At 58.7% G+C, this 16,179-nt stretch carries 14 protein-coding genes; 13 read left to right on the top strand and 1 reads right to left on the bottom strand.

Features of this window, described 5'->3' with window-relative positions; all coding sequences use genetic code 11:
* Position 1 precedes the first annotated feature (1 nt).
* The 12 genes from JJO78_RS07475 (at position 2) to lpxC (ending at position 14,461) form a co-directional block, all read left to right on the top strand.
* Entirely contained in the window at positions 2-1,486 is a 1,485-nt protein-coding gene (locus JJO78_RS07475) for a UDP-N-acetylmuramoyl-L-alanyl-D-glutamate--2,6-diaminopimelate ligase (protein WP_273623185.1), read from the top strand.
* Positions 1,483-2,874, top strand: a complete 1,392-nt coding sequence (locus JJO78_RS07470; RefSeq protein ID WP_273623184.1) for a UDP-N-acetylmuramoyl-tripeptide--D-alanyl-D-alanine ligase — start codon at positions 1,483-1,485, stop codon at positions 2,872-2,874. Before JJO78_RS07475 ends, JJO78_RS07470 begins: the two co-directional genes overlap by 4 nt.
* Complete coding sequence (mraY, locus tag JJO78_RS07465; RefSeq protein ID WP_136634020.1) at positions 2,859-3,944, top strand: phospho-N-acetylmuramoyl-pentapeptide-transferase; 1,086 nt, start codon at positions 2,859-2,861, stop codon at positions 3,942-3,944. Before JJO78_RS07470 ends, mraY begins: the two co-directional genes overlap by 16 nt.
* A gap of 14 nt (positions 3,945-3,958) precedes the next feature.
* Entirely contained in the window at positions 3,959-5,299 is a 1,341-nt protein-coding gene (gene murD / locus JJO78_RS07460) for a UDP-N-acetylmuramoyl-L-alanine--D-glutamate ligase (protein ID WP_273623183.1), read from the top strand.
* The gene (gene ftsW, locus JJO78_RS07455) at positions 5,299-6,501 is read left to right on the top strand and encodes a putative lipid II flippase FtsW (protein WP_273623182.1); all 1,203 of its coding nucleotides are present in this window, start codon (positions 5,299-5,301) and stop codon (positions 6,499-6,501) included. The genes murD and ftsW overlap by 1 nt, the downstream gene beginning before the upstream one ends.
* Positions 6,494-7,579: an undecaprenyldiphospho-muramoylpentapeptide beta-N-acetylglucosaminyltransferase gene (gene murG, locus JJO78_RS07450; RefSeq protein ID WP_273623181.1), complete on the top strand. Its 1,086-nt coding sequence runs from the start codon at positions 6,494-6,496 to the stop codon at positions 7,577-7,579. Before ftsW ends, murG begins: the two co-directional genes overlap by 8 nt.
* The gene (gene murC / locus JJO78_RS07445) at positions 7,572-9,017 is read left to right on the top strand and encodes a UDP-N-acetylmuramate--L-alanine ligase (RefSeq protein WP_085681571.1); all 1,446 of its coding nucleotides are present in this window, start codon (positions 7,572-7,574) and stop codon (positions 9,015-9,017) included. The genes murG and murC overlap by 8 nt, the downstream gene beginning before the upstream one ends.
* A complete protein-coding gene (locus tag JJO78_RS07440) occupies positions 9,010-9,987 on the top strand; it encodes a D-alanine--D-alanine ligase (RefSeq protein WP_075194899.1) in 978 nt (325 codons plus the stop codon). Before murC ends, JJO78_RS07440 begins: the two co-directional genes overlap by 8 nt.
* Positions 9,980-10,819, top strand: a complete 840-nt coding sequence (locus JJO78_RS07435) for a cell division protein FtsQ/DivIB (protein ID WP_036203755.1) — start codon at positions 9,980-9,982, stop codon at positions 10,817-10,819. Before JJO78_RS07440 ends, JJO78_RS07435 begins: the two co-directional genes overlap by 8 nt.
* Positions 10,820-10,855: 36 nt before the next feature.
* Positions 10,856-12,091 carry a cell division protein FtsA gene (gene ftsA, locus JJO78_RS07430; RefSeq protein WP_007154574.1) on the top strand — a complete coding sequence of 412 codons (1,236 nt, stop codon included), beginning with the start codon at positions 10,856-10,858 and terminating at the stop codon, positions 12,089-12,091.
* Between the two features lie 101 nt (positions 12,092-12,192).
* Positions 12,193-13,350, top strand: a complete 1,158-nt coding sequence (gene ftsZ / locus JJO78_RS07425; RefSeq protein WP_007154572.1) for a cell division protein FtsZ — start codon at positions 12,193-12,195, stop codon at positions 13,348-13,350.
* A gap of 196 nt (positions 13,351-13,546) precedes the next feature.
* Positions 13,547-14,461 (top strand): UDP-3-O-acyl-N-acetylglucosamine deacetylase, encoded by a 915-nt coding sequence (gene lpxC / locus JJO78_RS07420; protein WP_007154571.1) that lies wholly within the window; start codon positions 13,547-13,549, stop codon positions 14,459-14,461.
* 11 nt (positions 14,462-14,472) lie between these two features.
* Here lpxC and JJO78_RS07415 read toward each other — a convergent pair whose 3' ends face one another.
* Positions 14,473-14,919, bottom strand: a complete 447-nt coding sequence (locus JJO78_RS07415; RefSeq protein ID WP_036203758.1) for a DUF721 domain-containing protein — start codon at positions 14,917-14,919, stop codon at positions 14,473-14,475.
* A 293-nt stretch (positions 14,920-15,212) separates the two neighbouring features.
* Between JJO78_RS07415 and JJO78_RS07410 the strand changes: the two genes are divergently transcribed.
* Positions 15,213-16,166, top strand: coding sequence for a M23 family metallopeptidase (locus JJO78_RS07410; RefSeq protein WP_075194901.1), 954 nt, complete (start codon positions 15,213-15,215; stop codon positions 16,164-16,166).
* Positions 16,167-16,179 lie beyond the last annotated feature (13 nt).

The raw sequence follows: 16,179 nt of genomic DNA, 5'->3' as shown, positions 1-16,179 counted from the left end.
TATGTGTATTACATCACTTAGCACCTTGTTGCAGGGAATCGCACCGGTACCGTCGGTGTTTGATGTCACAATCCACGGCCTGAAGACCGACAGCCGTGACGTCAGGTCGGGCGACGCGTTCGTTGCCCTGGCCGGTGCCCGAACGCCCGCCGACCACTACATCGAACAGGCGATCGGTGCGGGTGCCACCGTAATCCTGTTGGAGTCAGCACAGCCGGATGAATGCTACGAGCATGAAGGCGTTCTTATTGTTCCGGTGACGATGTTGCGCGCTCACCTCGGGAAGCTCGCGGATCGATTTTTCGAGCATCCCTCCCAACGATTGCGCCTGATTGGCGTGACCGGAACGAATGGCAAAACGTCGGTAAGCCATTACATAGCGACATTGCTACAGGAAACCGGCACACCATGCGGCGTTATCGGCACCCTCGGCTATGGTATGCCCGGTTCGCTGCAGGAAGGCACACACACCACGCCGGATGTCGTGCAGGTAAACCGCGTACTGTCGAAAATTATCGCCCAGGGTGGACGCGCGGCGGCGATGGAAGTCTCTTCACACGCACTCGAACAGGGGCGGGTCGACAACCTGACCATGACCGGCGCGGTGTTTACCAATCTTACCCGGGACCACCTGGACTACCACGGTTCCATGGATGCTTACGGAGCGGCGAAGGCCCGTCTTTTTCATCGCGAAGAGCTGCATTTCGCGGTCATCAACTTCGATGATCCGTTTGGAAGGCAGCTCTATGAGAAGCTTGATGGCAAATGTGACCGTGTCCGTTACAGCTTGCACGAAGCCCAGACCGAACTCTGGCTGACGGAATTCGTACCGTCCATTGACGGTTTTAGCGCCAGCGTAGACGGGCTTTGGGGCCGGTTTAATGTGTCCGCCCGGGTACTGGGAAGCTTTAACGTCAGCAATATTCTGGCGGCCATGGCAGCCGTGCTCAGCCTGGGTGTGCCGGTAGAGCGGGTTCAGCAAGCGGTTGAGCGGTTGTCGCCCCCACCGGGACGGCTGGAGCCCTTCGCGGGCAGTAACGATGTGCGTGTTGTCGTGGATTACGCCCATACTCCGGACGCCCTGAACAGTGCCCTTGCCGCCTTGCGCCCGCATGTTGCCGGGCGGCTTTTCTGTGTATTCGGCTGTGGCGGCGACCGCGACACCGGTAAGCGGCCAGAGATGGCCCGGGAAGCGGAAAAAGGGGCCGATGTCGTGATCGTGACGGACGACAATCCGCGCAGTGAAGACCCGGATGCCATTACCTCCGACATCGTTGCCGGATTCGAGCGCCCGGAACAGGTCGCGGTTATCCATGATCGTGCTGAGGCGATTCGCCAGGCCATTCATTCTGCTGTGGCAGGAGACATTGTACTGATTGCCGGAAAGGGCCACGAAGCATGGCAGGAAGTGGCAGGCCAGAGATTTCCGTTCAGCGACGCTGAGCAGGTGCGACATGCGCTGTCGCTGAATGGAGGTGTCGCATGATGCAGTCATTCGCGCTGGCCGATGCCGTCAACTGGCTTGGCGGTACTGTGGCAGTGGGCAATCTGGAAGGCTTGAAGTTTGACGGTGTCTCGACCGACACGCGTCGAATCGCCAGCGGAGACGTGTTCGTGGCGCTTCGGGGTGAGAACTTCGACGGGCACGATTATCTGGCTGTGGCCGAGAAGGCTGGAGCCGTGGCTGCTGTTGTAGACAAGGCAGACCCGAGCCTGGGGCTTCCGCAGATCCGGGTTTCGGACACGGTAGACGCATTGGCACAACTGGCCCTGGCCAATCGCAATGCCAGCACCACGCGCTTTGTGGCGATCACCGGTAGCAGCGGTAAGACCACGGTACGCGAAATGGTGGCCGCGATTCTTTCGCAGGTGGGTAATACCCTCGCCACCGAGGGCAACCTCAATAACCACATTGGCGTTCCCCTGACGCTGTTCAGGTTGTCACCGGAACACCAGTTGGGCGCGATAGAACTCGGAGCCAGCGGCCTGGGGGAAATAGCCCACACCGTCAATATTGTTCGGCCGGAGGTGGTCATCCTCACCAACGCCGGGCAGGCGCATCTGGAAGGTTTTGGCGGTTATGACAACGTGGTGCGCGCAAAGGGTGAAATCATTGATGGCGCGCCAGCATCCGGTCTTGTGGTCCTGAACAGTGATGACCCGGCCTTCGATCTATGGCGTCAGCGGGCGGGCCAGCGTCGGGTCGCAGGTGTCAGTGGCCGGGCAAGTGAAGGGGCTGATTACGTCCCCGAAGATATCCGCAGCGATGGCGATGTCCGGCAGTTTCGTGCACGGGGGCCGGACGGCTGGTCCTGTGACATCAGCCTTTCCCTGCAGGGCGAGCACAATATCACCAATGCATTGTTGGCGATTGCCGCTGCACGCGAGTTGGGTGCAGGCGATGAGGCGATAAAGACGGGGCTGGCGGCTTTGAAGCCGGTAAAGGGGCGCCTGCAAATGATGGCGCTGACACCGAAACTGACCGTCATCGACGACAGCTACAACGCCAACCCTGCCTCCATGAAAGCCGCTTTGGATGTGTTGGCTGCGCGACCGGCCGGCCGTGTGGCTGTGTTGGGTGCGATGGCTGAGTTAGGGCAGGACAGCTTAGTTCTGCACAGGGAGGTTGGTGAATTCGCGAGGGCGAAGGGCATCGAAAGACTGATCGCTGTGGGTCCTGGCTGTGAAGGATATGTTGAGGGTTTCGGAGACGCCGCTGAGGTGTGTGCGAGCCATGACGACGCCGTGCGTCGTCTGTTTGAGGGGCCTGCCGAGTCACAGACGGTACTGGTCAAGGGTTCTCGCAGTTCCGCCATGGATCGCGTGGTGGAGGGAATACAAGAAAAGGTGGGTAACGCATGCTGCTCTGGCTGACAGAGGCTCTTTCACAGTACTTTTCCGCGCTGACGGTTTTCCAGTACCTGACCGTCAGGGGGATCTTCGGGGTGTTGACGGCCCTTTTGATTTCCCTGCTGATCGGCCCGGTGATGATTCGCAAACTCAGCCAGTACCAGATCGGGCAGGCGGTTCGTGACGACGGCCCACAAACGCATTTGAGTAAAGCCGGCACGCCGACCATGGGTGGTGCGCTGATTCTGGTAGCCGTCGGGGTCAGCTCATTGCTGTGGGCGGACCTGAGCAATCGGTATGTCTGGGTGGCGATTCTGGTCACGCTTTTGTTCGGTGCGATTGGCTGGGTGGACGACTACCGCAAAGTGGTGGAGCGCAATCCGAGGGGGCTGCCTGCTCGCTGGAAATATTTCTGGCAGTCAGTGATCGGTGCGTCGGCGGCGGTCGTGTTGTTCATGAGTTCCGCACTGCCCCAGGAAACGTCGCTCTACGTGCCATTTTTCAAAAACGTATCGCTGACCCTGGGGCCGGTGCTGTTCATCCTGTTGAGCTATTTCGTGATTGTGGGCAGCAGCAACGCGGTGAACCTGACCGATGGCCTGGACGGGCTGGCCATTATGCCGACGGTGATGGTGGCGGCGGCGCTGGGCATCTTCGCATACGTGTCTGGCCATGCTCAGTTCGCCGATTATTTGCTGATTCCTCATTTGCCGGGCACCGGTGAGTTGATTGTATTTTGTGGCGCGCTCGTGGGTGCCGGCCTGGGATTTCTGTGGTTCAACACCTATCCGGCCCAAGTGTTCATGGGGGATGTGGGCGCGTTGGCGCTTGGCGCGGCGCTGGGTGTCGTGGCCGTGATCGTACGGCAGGAAATCGTATTGTTCATCATGGGCGGCGTGTTCGTTATGGAAACCGTCTCCGTGATTCTGCAGGTGGCGTCCTTCCGGCTTACCGGCCGGCGGATATTCCGCATGGCGCCGCTGCATCATCATTTTGAACTGAAGGGCTGGCCGGAGCCGCGCGTTATCGTGCGCTTCTGGGTTGTCACTGTCGTGTTAGTACTGGTTGGCCTGGCCAGCCTGAAACTGAGATAGGGAAGCAAAGCACCATGGGTGTCATCGTTTCAGATCGTCGAACGCTGGTTGTGGGGCTCGGTAAAACCGGGCTCTCCTGCGTGCGCTATCTGTGCGAAAAAGGCCGCGATGTTGCCGTGGCTGATAGCCGCCTGTCGCCGCCCGGACTGGATGAGCTCAGGGCCGAATGGCCGGACCTGCCCGTGTACTTGGGGGAGTTCGATGCCGACCTGTTTGCCGGCTTTAACGAACTGGTGGTCAGTCCCGGGATCAGTGTTGCCGAACCGGCCATTCGGGGGGCGGCCGACAAAGGGGCTGTCATTCGCGGTGACATTGACCTGTTCTCGGAGGTAGCGGACGCGCCGATCATCGCCATTACCGGTTCCAATGGTAAAACCACGGTGACCACGCTGGTCGGAGAGATGGCGAGGGCCGCTGGCCGCCGCGTGGAAGTCGGCGGCAATATCGGCACTCCGGCGCTGGAGCTGCTTGGTCGCGGTGCCGACCTCTATGTCCTGGAGTTATCGAGCTTCCAGCTCGAAACCACCCGGGAACTGAATGCCCTGGCGGCCACGGTGCTGAACGTCAGCGATGATCACATGGATCGCTACCCTGACAAGATGGCCTATTTCCAGGCCAAACAACGAATTTTCAACGGCTGCCAGAACGCCGTGGTCAATCTGGACGATGCCCTCAGCACGCCCATGGCCAGGGACAACCTCCGGTTCCTGTGTTTCGGTTTTCACCGTGTTAACCCGGATACGTTCAGTACCCGCGATGACGATGAAGGTACCTGGATTACCTTCGGCTTTGACAATCTGCTGTTGGCCGAGGAATTGGGCCTGATGGGCCAGCACAATATCAGCAATGTGATGGCGGCACTGGCACTTGGACACGCTGCCGGATTACCGATGGACGTGATGCTGGACACTGCCAAGCGTTTCAAGGGGCTTCCGCATCGGTGCGAATTCGTTCGGCGGGTGAGTGATGTCGACTACATCAATGACTCCAAGGGCACCAATGTGGGAGCGACGGCCGCCGCCATTGAAAGCCTGGTGCCAGCGGGTGGAAAGATCGTGCTGATTGCCGGTGGTGAAGGCAAGGGCGCTGATTTCTCATTGCTCGCTGAACCCGTGGCAACTCATTGTCGCGCGGTTGTACTGATCGGCGCTGATGCTGAGACCATCGCCACCGCCTTGGGTAATCGGGTGGAGACGGTCAACGCCGCTGACATCGCAGGCGCTGTCCATACGGCAAAAAAGCTGGCCCAACCGGGTGACCGGGTGCTGTTGTCACCTGCCTGCGCCAGTTTCGACATGTTCCGCGACTACGGGGATCGCGGCGATCGTTTCCGTCAACAGGTGGAGGGGCTGTGATGCACGCTGACCTGTCCCTCACCAGCCAACACGGCCTGTTCCGTGATTTGCGCCCGCTGCCCCTACTGATCATCAGTTCTGCTGCGTTGCTGGTCATGGGCATTGTGATGATTTCTTCCGCCTCCATGGACATGGCGGCGGAAACCATGGGCAACAGTTACCACTATGTGATCCGTCAGCTTATTTTTGCCGGCATCGGCTGCGTACTTGCGCTGATTGCCGTCAACGTGCCGATCTCCTGGTGGGAGCGCAGCGGGTGGCTGTTGCTCGGGGTTGGTTTGCTGTCCCTGCTTCTGGTGCTGACGCCCCTCGGGCGTACGGTGAATGGCTCCACCCGCTGGATCTCGTTCGGGCTGTTCAATGTTCAGGTGTCGGAAATTGCCAAGCTTTGCCTGATTGCCTATCTGGCCGGCTACGTCGTGCGTCGTCGGGATGAGTTGCTAAACACCTGGCCTGGATTCCTCAAGCCGTTGGGCGTGCTGGGTATTGCCTCGGTGCTGCTGGTTATCGAGCCGGATTTTGGCGCCACGGTGGTACTGGTTGCAGCATCAGCCGGCATGATTTTCCTGAGTGGCGTCCGGCTTAGCCGGTTTATGCCGCTGATTGGCGTGTTGGTGGTGATGGGCTCCGTGCTGGTATTCACCCAGCCCTACCGGTTGAAGCGGGTTGTGAGTTACCTCGACCCCTGGAAAGACCAGTTTGATACCGGCTACCAGCTAACCCAGTCGCTGATTGCGTTCGGTCGTGGCGACTGGGCGGGTACCGGGTTGGGGAATTCGGTACAGAAACTGTTCTATCTGCCGGAGGCCCACACCGACTTTATCTTTGCGATCATTGCGGAAGAATTCGGGTTGTTGGGGTCGCTGATGGTCCTGGGCCTGTTCACCGTATTGGTGGTGACCGGATTTGTGATTGCGAGAAGGGCCGAGAAAGCGGGCATGCCATTCGCCGCGTGCTTCTCCTATGGCATTACTTTGCTGATTGGCTTGCAGGCCGGTATCAATATGGCGGTCAGTACGGGCCTACTGCCTACCAAAGGGCTGACCTTGCCGCTTGTGAGCTATGGCGGTTCCAGCCTGATGATTACCGCTGTCTGCATTGGTGTGCTGGCACGGGTGGAGATGGAGAGGCTGGACCGCGAAAAACTGGCCAGCGAAAAGACCCGTAAACCAGCGGCCAGGGGAGGTGCGGTTTATGACTGATAAACGGCGCTTTCTGATGATGGCCGGTGGCACCGGTGGCCATGTTTTCCCTGCCCTGGCAACGGCGAGACAGCTGCAGGACAAGGGGCATGAGGTTTTCTGGTTGGGTTCTCGTGGTGGTATGGAAGAGCGACTGATCGGCGAAACCGACATACCACTGTCGCTGATCCAGGTCTCCGGGCTGAGGGGCAAGGGTCGCCTGACTTTGTTGATGGCGCCGTTCCGGCTGATGCGCGCTCTTGGCCAGGCCTTTACGATCGTTCGCACCATCCGCCCACATTGCGTCATCGGCATGGGTGGCTTTGTGACCGGTCCTGGCGGTCTCTCCGCCTGGCTGAATCGGGTGCCGCTGGTAATTCACGAGCAGAATGCCATTGCCGGAATGACCAACCGCATTCTGGTGCGCTTCGCTCATACCGTGTTGGAGGCCTTTCCCGGGAGCTTCGGCACGACTGTGGTAACCCGCTGTACCGGCAACCCGGTCAGGCAGGACCTGGCCGAGCTCGCCGAACCCGATCAGCGGATGTCCGGTCGGGCGGGTGCGCTGCGGTTACTGGTGGTGGGCGGCAGCCTTGGTGCCCAGGTGTTCAATCGCACGTTGCCGGCGGCACTGGCTCAGCTGCCGGAAGCCGAACGGCCAACGGTGCGCCATCAGTGTGGCGAGAAAAATATCGAGGAAGCCGGTGATGCCTACCGTGACCACGGCGTGGATGCATCGGTGGAGCCGTTTATCAAAGACATGGCAGAGGCCTACGGCTGGGCCGACATTGTGCTCTGCCGGTCTGGTGCGCTCACCGTTTCTGAGTTGTGTGTTGCCGGTGTGGGCGCCGTGCTGGTGCCGTTCCCTCATGCCGTGGACGACCACCAGACCCGGAACGCACAGCAAATGGTTAACGCGAAAGGCGCCATCCTGATCCCGCAGCCAAAGCTGTCGGCCGATCTGCTGGCGGAAACCCTGACCGATCTCGGCAAGGACCGCCGCCGGATTCTGGACATGGCGAAGGCCGCAAAGACGCTGGCTCGCCCCGATGCAACGGAGAGAGTCGTGAATTACTGTTTGGAGGCCGCAAATGGCTGAATCCACAAATCCCCCGCTGGTCTATCAGGTGCCCGAGATGCGCCGTATCCGCAATATTCATTTTGTGGGGATTGGCGGTGCTGGCATGAGCGGTATTGCCGAGGTCCTGAAGAACCAGGGCTACGATGTGTCCGGCTCTGACATTCGTGAGAGTGCCGTGACAGACCGGCTGACCGGCATGGGCGTTGAGGTGTTCATCGGACATCGTGAGGAGAACAGTGCCAGTGCTGACGTGGTTGTGGTGTCGTCTGCGGTAACGGGTGATAACCCGGAAGTATCGGCGGCTCGCAGCCGACGGGTGCCGATCGTGCCCCGTGCAGAAATGCTGGCGGAGATCATGCGCTATCGCCATGGCATTGCCGTGGCTGGCACTCACGGTAAAACCACCACCACCAGTCTGATTGCATCGGTTCTGGGAGAGGCTGGCCTGGATCCCACCTTTGTGATTGGTGGCAAACTCAATAGCGCCGGAACCAACGCGCAGCTTGGCGGCTCCCGCTACCTGGTGGCTGAGGCCGATGAAAGCGATGCCTCATTCCTTCACCTGACGCCAGTGATCTCGGTGGTGACCAACATTGAAGCCGACCATATGGACACCTATGGCGGAGACGTTGGGCGCCTGAAACAGACATTCGTGGATTTCCTCCACAACTTGCCGTTTTACGGCGTTGCGGTGATGTGTGTGGATGACGGCTTTGTGCAGGAAATCATCCCCAGGATTTCCCGCGCCATCATTACCTATGGCATCGATAATCCGGATGCCGACTACCGGGCGGAAAACATTGAATCCGATGGCCTTCGGACTCGGTTTGTCGTTCGCCGCCCGGGTGGCCGTAGTGATTTGGACGTTGAACTGAAAATGCCCGGTCGCCACAACGTACTGAATGCCCTGGCGGCTATTGCCGTGGCCACTGATGAGGGCGTGGATGATGCCGCCATCTGTCGGGGTCTTGCAGGTTTTGCCGGGGTTGGACGCCGGTTCCAGGTCTACGGTGATTACAACACCCGCAAAGGCACTGTCACCTTGATTGATGACTATGGGCACCACCCCACGGAAGTGGAGGCCGTTATCCGGGCGGCCCGTGATGCCTGGCCGGATCGCAGGCTGGTCATGCTTTATCAGCCTCACCGCTACACCCGTACCCGGGATCTCTATGAGGATTTCGTCAGGGTACTCTCGGAAGTGGACGGGCTGTTGCTGATGGACGTGTATTCAGCGGGTGAGCCGGCGATACCGGGCGCGGATGGTCGTGCATTGTGTCGCAGTCTGCGGCAGCGTGGCAGCGTGGAGCCGCTTTTTGTGGAAGAAAACGGAGAGATCGAAGCCCTGCTTGCCAACACGTTACAGGACGGCGATCTGCTGATTACACAGGGCGCGGGTGATATAGGCGGAGTGGCTGCGCGACTGGCAGCCGCAGGAGTGATTGCGGATGAGTGAGATGGCCAGGACTGTAGATTCACAAGGTTATCAGGCCGATCCGGAGACGCTGAAGGCACTGGGACGGGTGGCTGTCTTTATGGGCGGTGATTCCGCCGAGCGTGAAGTGTCACTGAAAAGCGGACAGGCAGTACTGTCGGCACTGGTATCCGCCGGAGTCGACGCCTATGCCGTGGATGTACGCGGTTGTTTGCTGAAAACCGTGGAAGAGCCTGAGTTTGATCGGGTTTTCATTGCCCTGCACGGGCGCGGCGGGGAAGACGGCACGATTCAGGCCATCCTGTCCCAGGCCGGTATTCCCTTTACGGGAAGTGACGTTCTGGCCTCTGCGCTGGCCATGGACAAGCTGCGCAGCAAATACGTGTTTGAAGGCTGCGGACTGCCAACTCCGAAATTCCGTGCCATGGGTTCCGTGGAGGAAGCCGGCAGCCTAGTACAGTCGCTGTCGTTGCCGCTGAGCGTAAAACCCTCGCGGGAAGGCTCCAGCATTGGCATTCGCAAGGTGAACAGTGAACAGGAGCTGGTTGAAGCATATACGCAGGCGGCCGCACTGGACCCTCTGGTTCTCGTCGAAGAATGGATTGAAGGCCCCGAATTTACCGTCAGCCTTCTGCAGGATCAGGCGCTGCCGGCCATTGGCTTGAGTACAGACCACGTTTTCTATGACTACGACGCCAAGTACCTGGCCGACGACACCCGCTACCAGATCCCCTGCGGGCTGGACCCGGACAGCGAGCTGAAGCTCCAGCATCTGGCATTGGATGCGTTCAGGGTGCTTGGCTGCCGAACCTGGGGCCGGGTAGACATCATGCAGGACCGCCAGGGTGAGTTCTGGATTCTGGAAGTGAACACAGTCCCTGGAATGACTGACCACAGTCTGGTGCCCATGTCGGCTAGGGCGGCCGGTATCAGTTTTGAGGAACTGGTTGTGAGGATCCTCATGGACACCTTGGAGGCTGGCGATGCTTGAAAAGCTGCTGATCCGGAGCCGGGCGGTACCGTCCGACCCACCGAAGCGCAGGGGAGCTACCTCTCTTGGGCCTGAGCGGGACCGGTTTGGTTTGCTGAGAGCTGTATTGTCCGCCGTGCCCTGGGGGCAGGCGCTCATGGGAGCGGGTATTGTCCTGCTGGCGGCATTGGTTCCCTGGGGAACCAGCGAAGTGCTGAGCGCCATGGATCGTCAGGTCATGGCCATCGACGTAAAGGGCGAACTGGTGGGTGAAAACCGTACAGCGCTGGAGCGCAGTGCGGGCAAGTGGATAGGGCGGAGTTTCTTTGCCACCGATCTCTCTGACATCAAGGAGAGTCTGGAGCAGCGCCCATGGGTGGAGTCTGCAGCGGTCAAGCGTGTATGGCCGGACCGGCTGCAGATCGACGTTCGCGAGAAAAAGCCATTGGCGTACTGGAACAGCAACCGGCTGGTGAGCCGCAACGGAGAACTGTTTGCGCCGCCTAACCCCGAAGTGGCCGGGCGACTGCCTCGGCTGGCCGGCCCGGATGAGCGTGTGAAGGAAGTGATTGATATGGCAAGGACCATGTCGGATACGCTCACCGGCCACAATCTCGGGTTTGCCGGGTTGAGTCTTGAACAGCGCGGTGCCTGGACGCTGACCCTTGCCAACGGCATCGAAGTGGTTCTGGGCAGAGATCAGGTTGAGGCGCGTTTTGAACGCTTTGTCACGGTTTATCAGGAACGGCTGGCGTCGCGTTCAGACGAAGTCAGACGGGTGGATGCCCGCTACAGCAATGGGGTGGCGGTTCAGTGGAAGCCGTCAGAAACGGCCTCGCGGACAAAATCATAGCAACGCTAAATTCAGACCTACGGTTTGGTGGAACACATGTCATCGGTTGAAACGGAAAACATGATTGTCGGCCTCGATATCGGAACCTCGAAAGTGGTTGCGATCGTCGGCAAGCGCAAAATGGACGGGACCATTGAGGTGGTGGGTATCGGTTCCCATCCCTCCCGCGGGCTCAAGCGTGGCGTGGTGGTCAATATCGAAACCACGGTCCAGGCGATACAGCGTGCGGTGGAAGAAGCCGAACTGATGGCGGGTTGCCGGATTCACTCGGTCTACGCGGGTATTGCCGGCAGCCATATCAAGAGCCTCAACTCCCACGGCATTGTAGCGATCCGTGACCGGGAGGTGACCCAGGCTGACATTGATCGGGTGATTGACGCCGCCCAGGCGGTGGCGATTCCGGCGGACCAGAAGATCCTTCACATACTGCCGCAGGAGTTCGTGATCGACAGCCAGGAGGGCATCAAGGAGCCCATGGGAATGTCCGGCGTTCGCCTGGAGGCCAAGGTTCACCTCGTCACCTGTGCGGTGAACGCCGCCCAGAACATCGAAAAATGCGTGAAACGCTGCGGCCTGGAAGTGGATGACATCATCCTGGAGCAGTTGGCCTCCAGTCACGCCATCCTCACCGAGGATGAAAAGGAACTGGGTGTCTGCGTGGTGGATATTGGCGGTGGTACCACCGATATCGCGGTGTTCACCGGTGGTGCCATTCGGCACACGGCGGTCATTCCTATCGCTGGTGATCAGGTCACCAACGACATCGCCATGGCCCTGCGGACACCCACGCAGAATGCCGAGGAAATCAAGATCAAATACGCCTGCGCCTTGACTCAGCTGGCCGGCGCGGATGAAACCATCAAGGTGCCCAGTGTGGGTGACCGGGCGCCACGGGATTTGTCCCGTCAGGCGCTCGCCGAGGTGGTGGAGCCGCGCTACGAAGAGCTGTTCACCCTGGTGCAGTCTGAACTTCGTCGTTCGGGATTCGAAGACCTGATCCCGGCCGGCATCGTGATTACCGGCGGTTCCTCCACCATGGAAGGCGTGGTGGAACTGGCCGAAGAAATCTTCCACATGCCGGTAAGGCTGGCCTGTCCGCAGGCGGTCTCCGGTATGACGGAGGTAGTCAACAACCCCATCTACGCCACGGGCGTTGGGTTGTTGATCCATGGCTTCCGCCAGATGGATCTGGGGCGGGCGCCGGCGCTTAAGGGTGAAGATGCACCCACGCTGTTTGAGCGCATGAAAGCCTGGTTTACCGGTCACTTCTGACGGCGAGCCGGGAGAAGACATACACGAAGGTATCTCGAAAATCATAATCTCGAAAAATCAGTCTGGAAAAGGCTGATAAACAGCACGAAGGAGTAGGGGAAATGTTTGAACTCGTCGATAATGTCCAGCAAAACGCTGTCATTAAAGTAGTAGGCGTTGGCGGTGGTGGCGGCAATGCCGTTCGCCACATGCTCAACAGTGATATCGAAGGCGTGGAGTTTATTTGCGCCAACACCGACGCTCAGGCCCTGACGGACCTGGATGCACGTCAGATTATTCAGCTTGGTGGCAATATCACCAAAGGGCTGGGTGCCGGTGCCAACCCGGAAGTAGGGCGTCAATCAGCTCTGGAAGACCGTGATCGCATCGCCGAGTCGCTGAAAGGCGCCGACATGGTGTTCATTACCGCCGGCATGGGCGGCGGAACCGGAACCGGTGCTGCTCCGGTTGTGGCTGAAGTGGCCCGGGAAATGGGTATCCTGACCGTTGCCGTTGTCACCAAGCCATTCATGTTTGAAGGTGGCAAGCGCATGAGTGTGGCGGAAGCCGGCCTCAAGGAGCTGGAGGAAACCGTTGACTCGCTGATCACCATCCCCAACGAAAAGTTGTTGGCGGTGATGGGTAAGAAAACCAGCCTGCTGGACGCGTTTGGTTCAGCAAACGATGTGCTGTTGGGGGCGGTTCAGGGTATTGCTGACCTGATTACCCGCAACGGTATGATCAACGTGGACTTCGCCGACGTAAAAACCGTTATGTCGGAGATGGGCAACGCCATGATGGGTACGGCGCGTGCCACTGGCGAGAACCGCGCCCGCGAAGCTGCAGAAGCCGCTGTTCGAAGCCCGCTTCTGGAAGACATCAACCTGCAGGGTGCCAAGGGTATCCTGGTCAACATCACCGCAGGTATGGATCTCAACCTGGGAGAATTCTCTGAGGTTGGCGACATTGTTCGTGAATTCGCTTCGGATTCCGCCACGGTGGTCGTGGGTACCGTGATTGATCCGGAAATGACTGACGAACTCAAGGTGACGGTGGTTGCGACCGGCCTGGGCGGTGACCGCGAGAAGCCGACCAAGGTGGTGGACAACACCCGTAGCCTGGATGGCACAACGGATTACAACCAGCTTGACCGTCCGGCCGTTCTGCGTCGTCGCGCCGTGGCTCACGGCAATGTGGCGATTGATCAGAGCAAGGACAGCGAGGAGCAGGGAGTCGACTATCTCGATATTCCCGCATTCCTTCGCCGTCAGGCTGACTGATAATCTGTTGCAAATGTATTCGGTAATGGAACCTTTGCGACCGAATTACGTGTGCTGACTATCAGTCCGGACTTGTGCCGGGAGGCCAATCAAAGGTTAACGATTGGTTAAATGGTATTCAGTCTTACTTTCTGGTATTCTCCGGGCAGAATTTTGCCCAGACTATATCGCTTTTATGTGACGGAAATATGTACCGATGATCAGACAACGGACACTTAAGAACACCATCCGCGCCACCGGCGTTGGCTTGCACTCGGGGGAGAAAGTGTATCTGACCCTGAAGCCCGCTCCGGTGGACTCGGGGATCGTTTTTCGCCGTACCGATCTTGACCCTGTGGTTGAAATCCGTGCCTGCGCGGAAAACGTTGGTGAGACCATGCTTTCCACGACACTGCTGAAAGACGGTGTCCGGGTTGCAACAGTGGAGCATTTGTTGTCAGCCATGGCTGGTCTCGGGATTGATAACTGTTTCGTCGAGCTCAGCGCCGCGGAAGTGCCCATTATGGACGGCTCTGCCGGTCCGTTTGTGTTTCTTCTGCAGTCCGCCGGTATTGCCGAGCAGGACGCCGCCAAGCGTTTCATCCGCATCAAGCGCGAAGTAACGGTTGAAGAAGGTGACAAGAAGGCGACTCTGCTGCCTTTCGAAGGCTTCAAGGTCAGCTTCGGTATCGACTTTGACCACCCTGTCTTCAAGGGGCGCGCCCAGACCGCAACCGTTGACTTTTCCAGCACGTCGTTTGTGAAGGAAGTCAGCCGCGCACGGACGTTTGGTTTCATGCGTGATATTGAAAAGTTGCGTGCGATGAACCTGGCGTTGGGCGGAAGCGTTGACAATGCCATCGTCGTTGACGATTACAAAATCCTCAACGAAGACGGTCTGCGTTACGACGACGAATTCGTCAAGCACAAGCTGCTGGATGCCATCGGTGACCTCTACCAGTTGGGCAACAGCCTGATTGGCGAGTTCCGTGGTATTAAATCCGGCCACGACCTGAACAACAAGCTGCTGCGCAAGCTCAGGGCAGAAGAGGATGCGTGGGAAGTGGTGACCTTCGACGACGAGGCCGCTGCCCCGATTTCCTACATGAAACCTGTGCTGGCGGCGGGCTGAGGCAGGACGCCTTAATCCCGGACGTGGCTTGCGAGTTTTTCGAGAACCTCGCGTAATTGTTTGTCCTTCGTGTGCCCGGCTTCCTCTTTGAGGAGCCGGGCATTTTCGTTACTTAGGGGTGTCATTTTTGCTTTCGGACGCTCACTGAATCGCGGCGGAGCGACCTTGACCTTGAGTTTCCAGACGAAACGGAACAGCTCCTGTTTGCGAAGTTCTTCCATGATTTCATGCTGGCGGAAACGAATCTGGCTGGCGGTGGTGGCTGCCGTAGCCGACAGGACCAGCTCCCCGTCACGGCAACTGACAAACCGTGTGCCTTTGGCAAGACTTTCCGGAAGCGCAGCGAGAACGAGTTGTTCCGCCTGAGTATGATGCTGGGCTTTTGCCATCAGTTCACGCAGGGTTGAAGCCCTGGAGAAGCTGTCCGGAGTCAATTCGAGGTCGGTTTTCTTTTTCATGGCAATCAGTAATTCTCGACGACAACGGTAACGATTGGTTACACTTCGGCACGGTTAATAGGCAGAGCCTGTATTACACTCGTTTTACATTGTCTGGTGTGTGTATGTCCACGGGCGGCTGCTATTTTATTAAACGTAGTCGTTGCAATGGATAGCACGTGCGTTTTCAGACGCGATTTATGCTGCCCAGGATTGAGTAGTCGGATAGGAAATCCGCAATCTGGCAAAGGATGCCCCGGCAGGCCCAGTCAGAACACTCTGGATGCAACACTACAGGATCAGGTTGCGTCCACATGAAACCAGAAGACGATATGAACATTATCCTCGTTGGCAAACGCCATGGGAAATCCCGCACGGTTTCGGTAAACGCCCCTGTCCTGGCAGGCGCGGTGTTATTCGTGACTGCACTGTTGGTACTGGCGGGCTGGTCCGGCTATAAGGTGGCGGTGAGCCAGATTGAACCGGCGGAGCCTGCAGAATCAGAATTGGTCGCTCAGTGGCAATCCCGGCTGGGCGAACAGAAGGTAGAGCTTGCACGGATCGAGCGGAACGTCCAGCAGCAGGTTGATGCCTTAACGCTGCGGCTGGGTGAAATGCAGGGGCGTCTGCTCAGGCTTGATGCTCTCGGGCAGCGCTTTCTGGAATCGGGCCTGGTGGCCAGCGACGAATTCGACTTTGATCAGCCAGCTGCCGTCGGTGGCCCCGAGGAAAGTCTTGATGGCGACTCTTTCACCGCGCCAGAACTGACCAGCATGATTGATCAGCTTGCCCGCCGCATTGAAGATCGGGAGCAACAATTGCGCATGCTGGATATGGTTACTTCCCGCCAGAAGCTCGAGAAAGAGCTCTTCGTGGAGGGTCGTCCTATTACCTGGGGTTGGCTGTCCTCGAAATACGGCTATCGTTCCGATCCGTTCACCGGTAAGCGTACCTGGCACGCCGGTGTGGACCTGGCTGGCAAGGAAGGTAGCGACATTATCTCCGTGGCGGGTGGCGTGGTCACTTATGCCGACGAGCGCTATGGCTACGGCAACCTCGTTGAGGTGGACCACGGCGATGGCCTGGTAACCCGCTACGCCCATGCCAAGACCATCAAGGTCAAAGTGGGCGACGTTGTCCAGAAGGGGCAGGTGCTGGCTCTGATGGGCAGTACAGGCCGTTCCACCGGGCCTCACGTGCATTTTGAAGTAATCCGCAACGGCAAATCCGAGAATCCGGAAACCTACATCAAACGAGCTAGCCGCTAGCCGCTTGTAGAGG

It is taken from the genome of Marinobacter sp. DS40M6, assembly GCF_028581595.1.
GTDB classification, from domain to species: domain Bacteria; phylum Pseudomonadota; class Gammaproteobacteria; order Pseudomonadales; family Oleiphilaceae; genus Marinobacter; species Marinobacter salarius.
The sequence above is the reverse complement of the archived record's forward strand: the minus strand, read 5'-3'. Positions and strand labels throughout refer to the sequence as shown.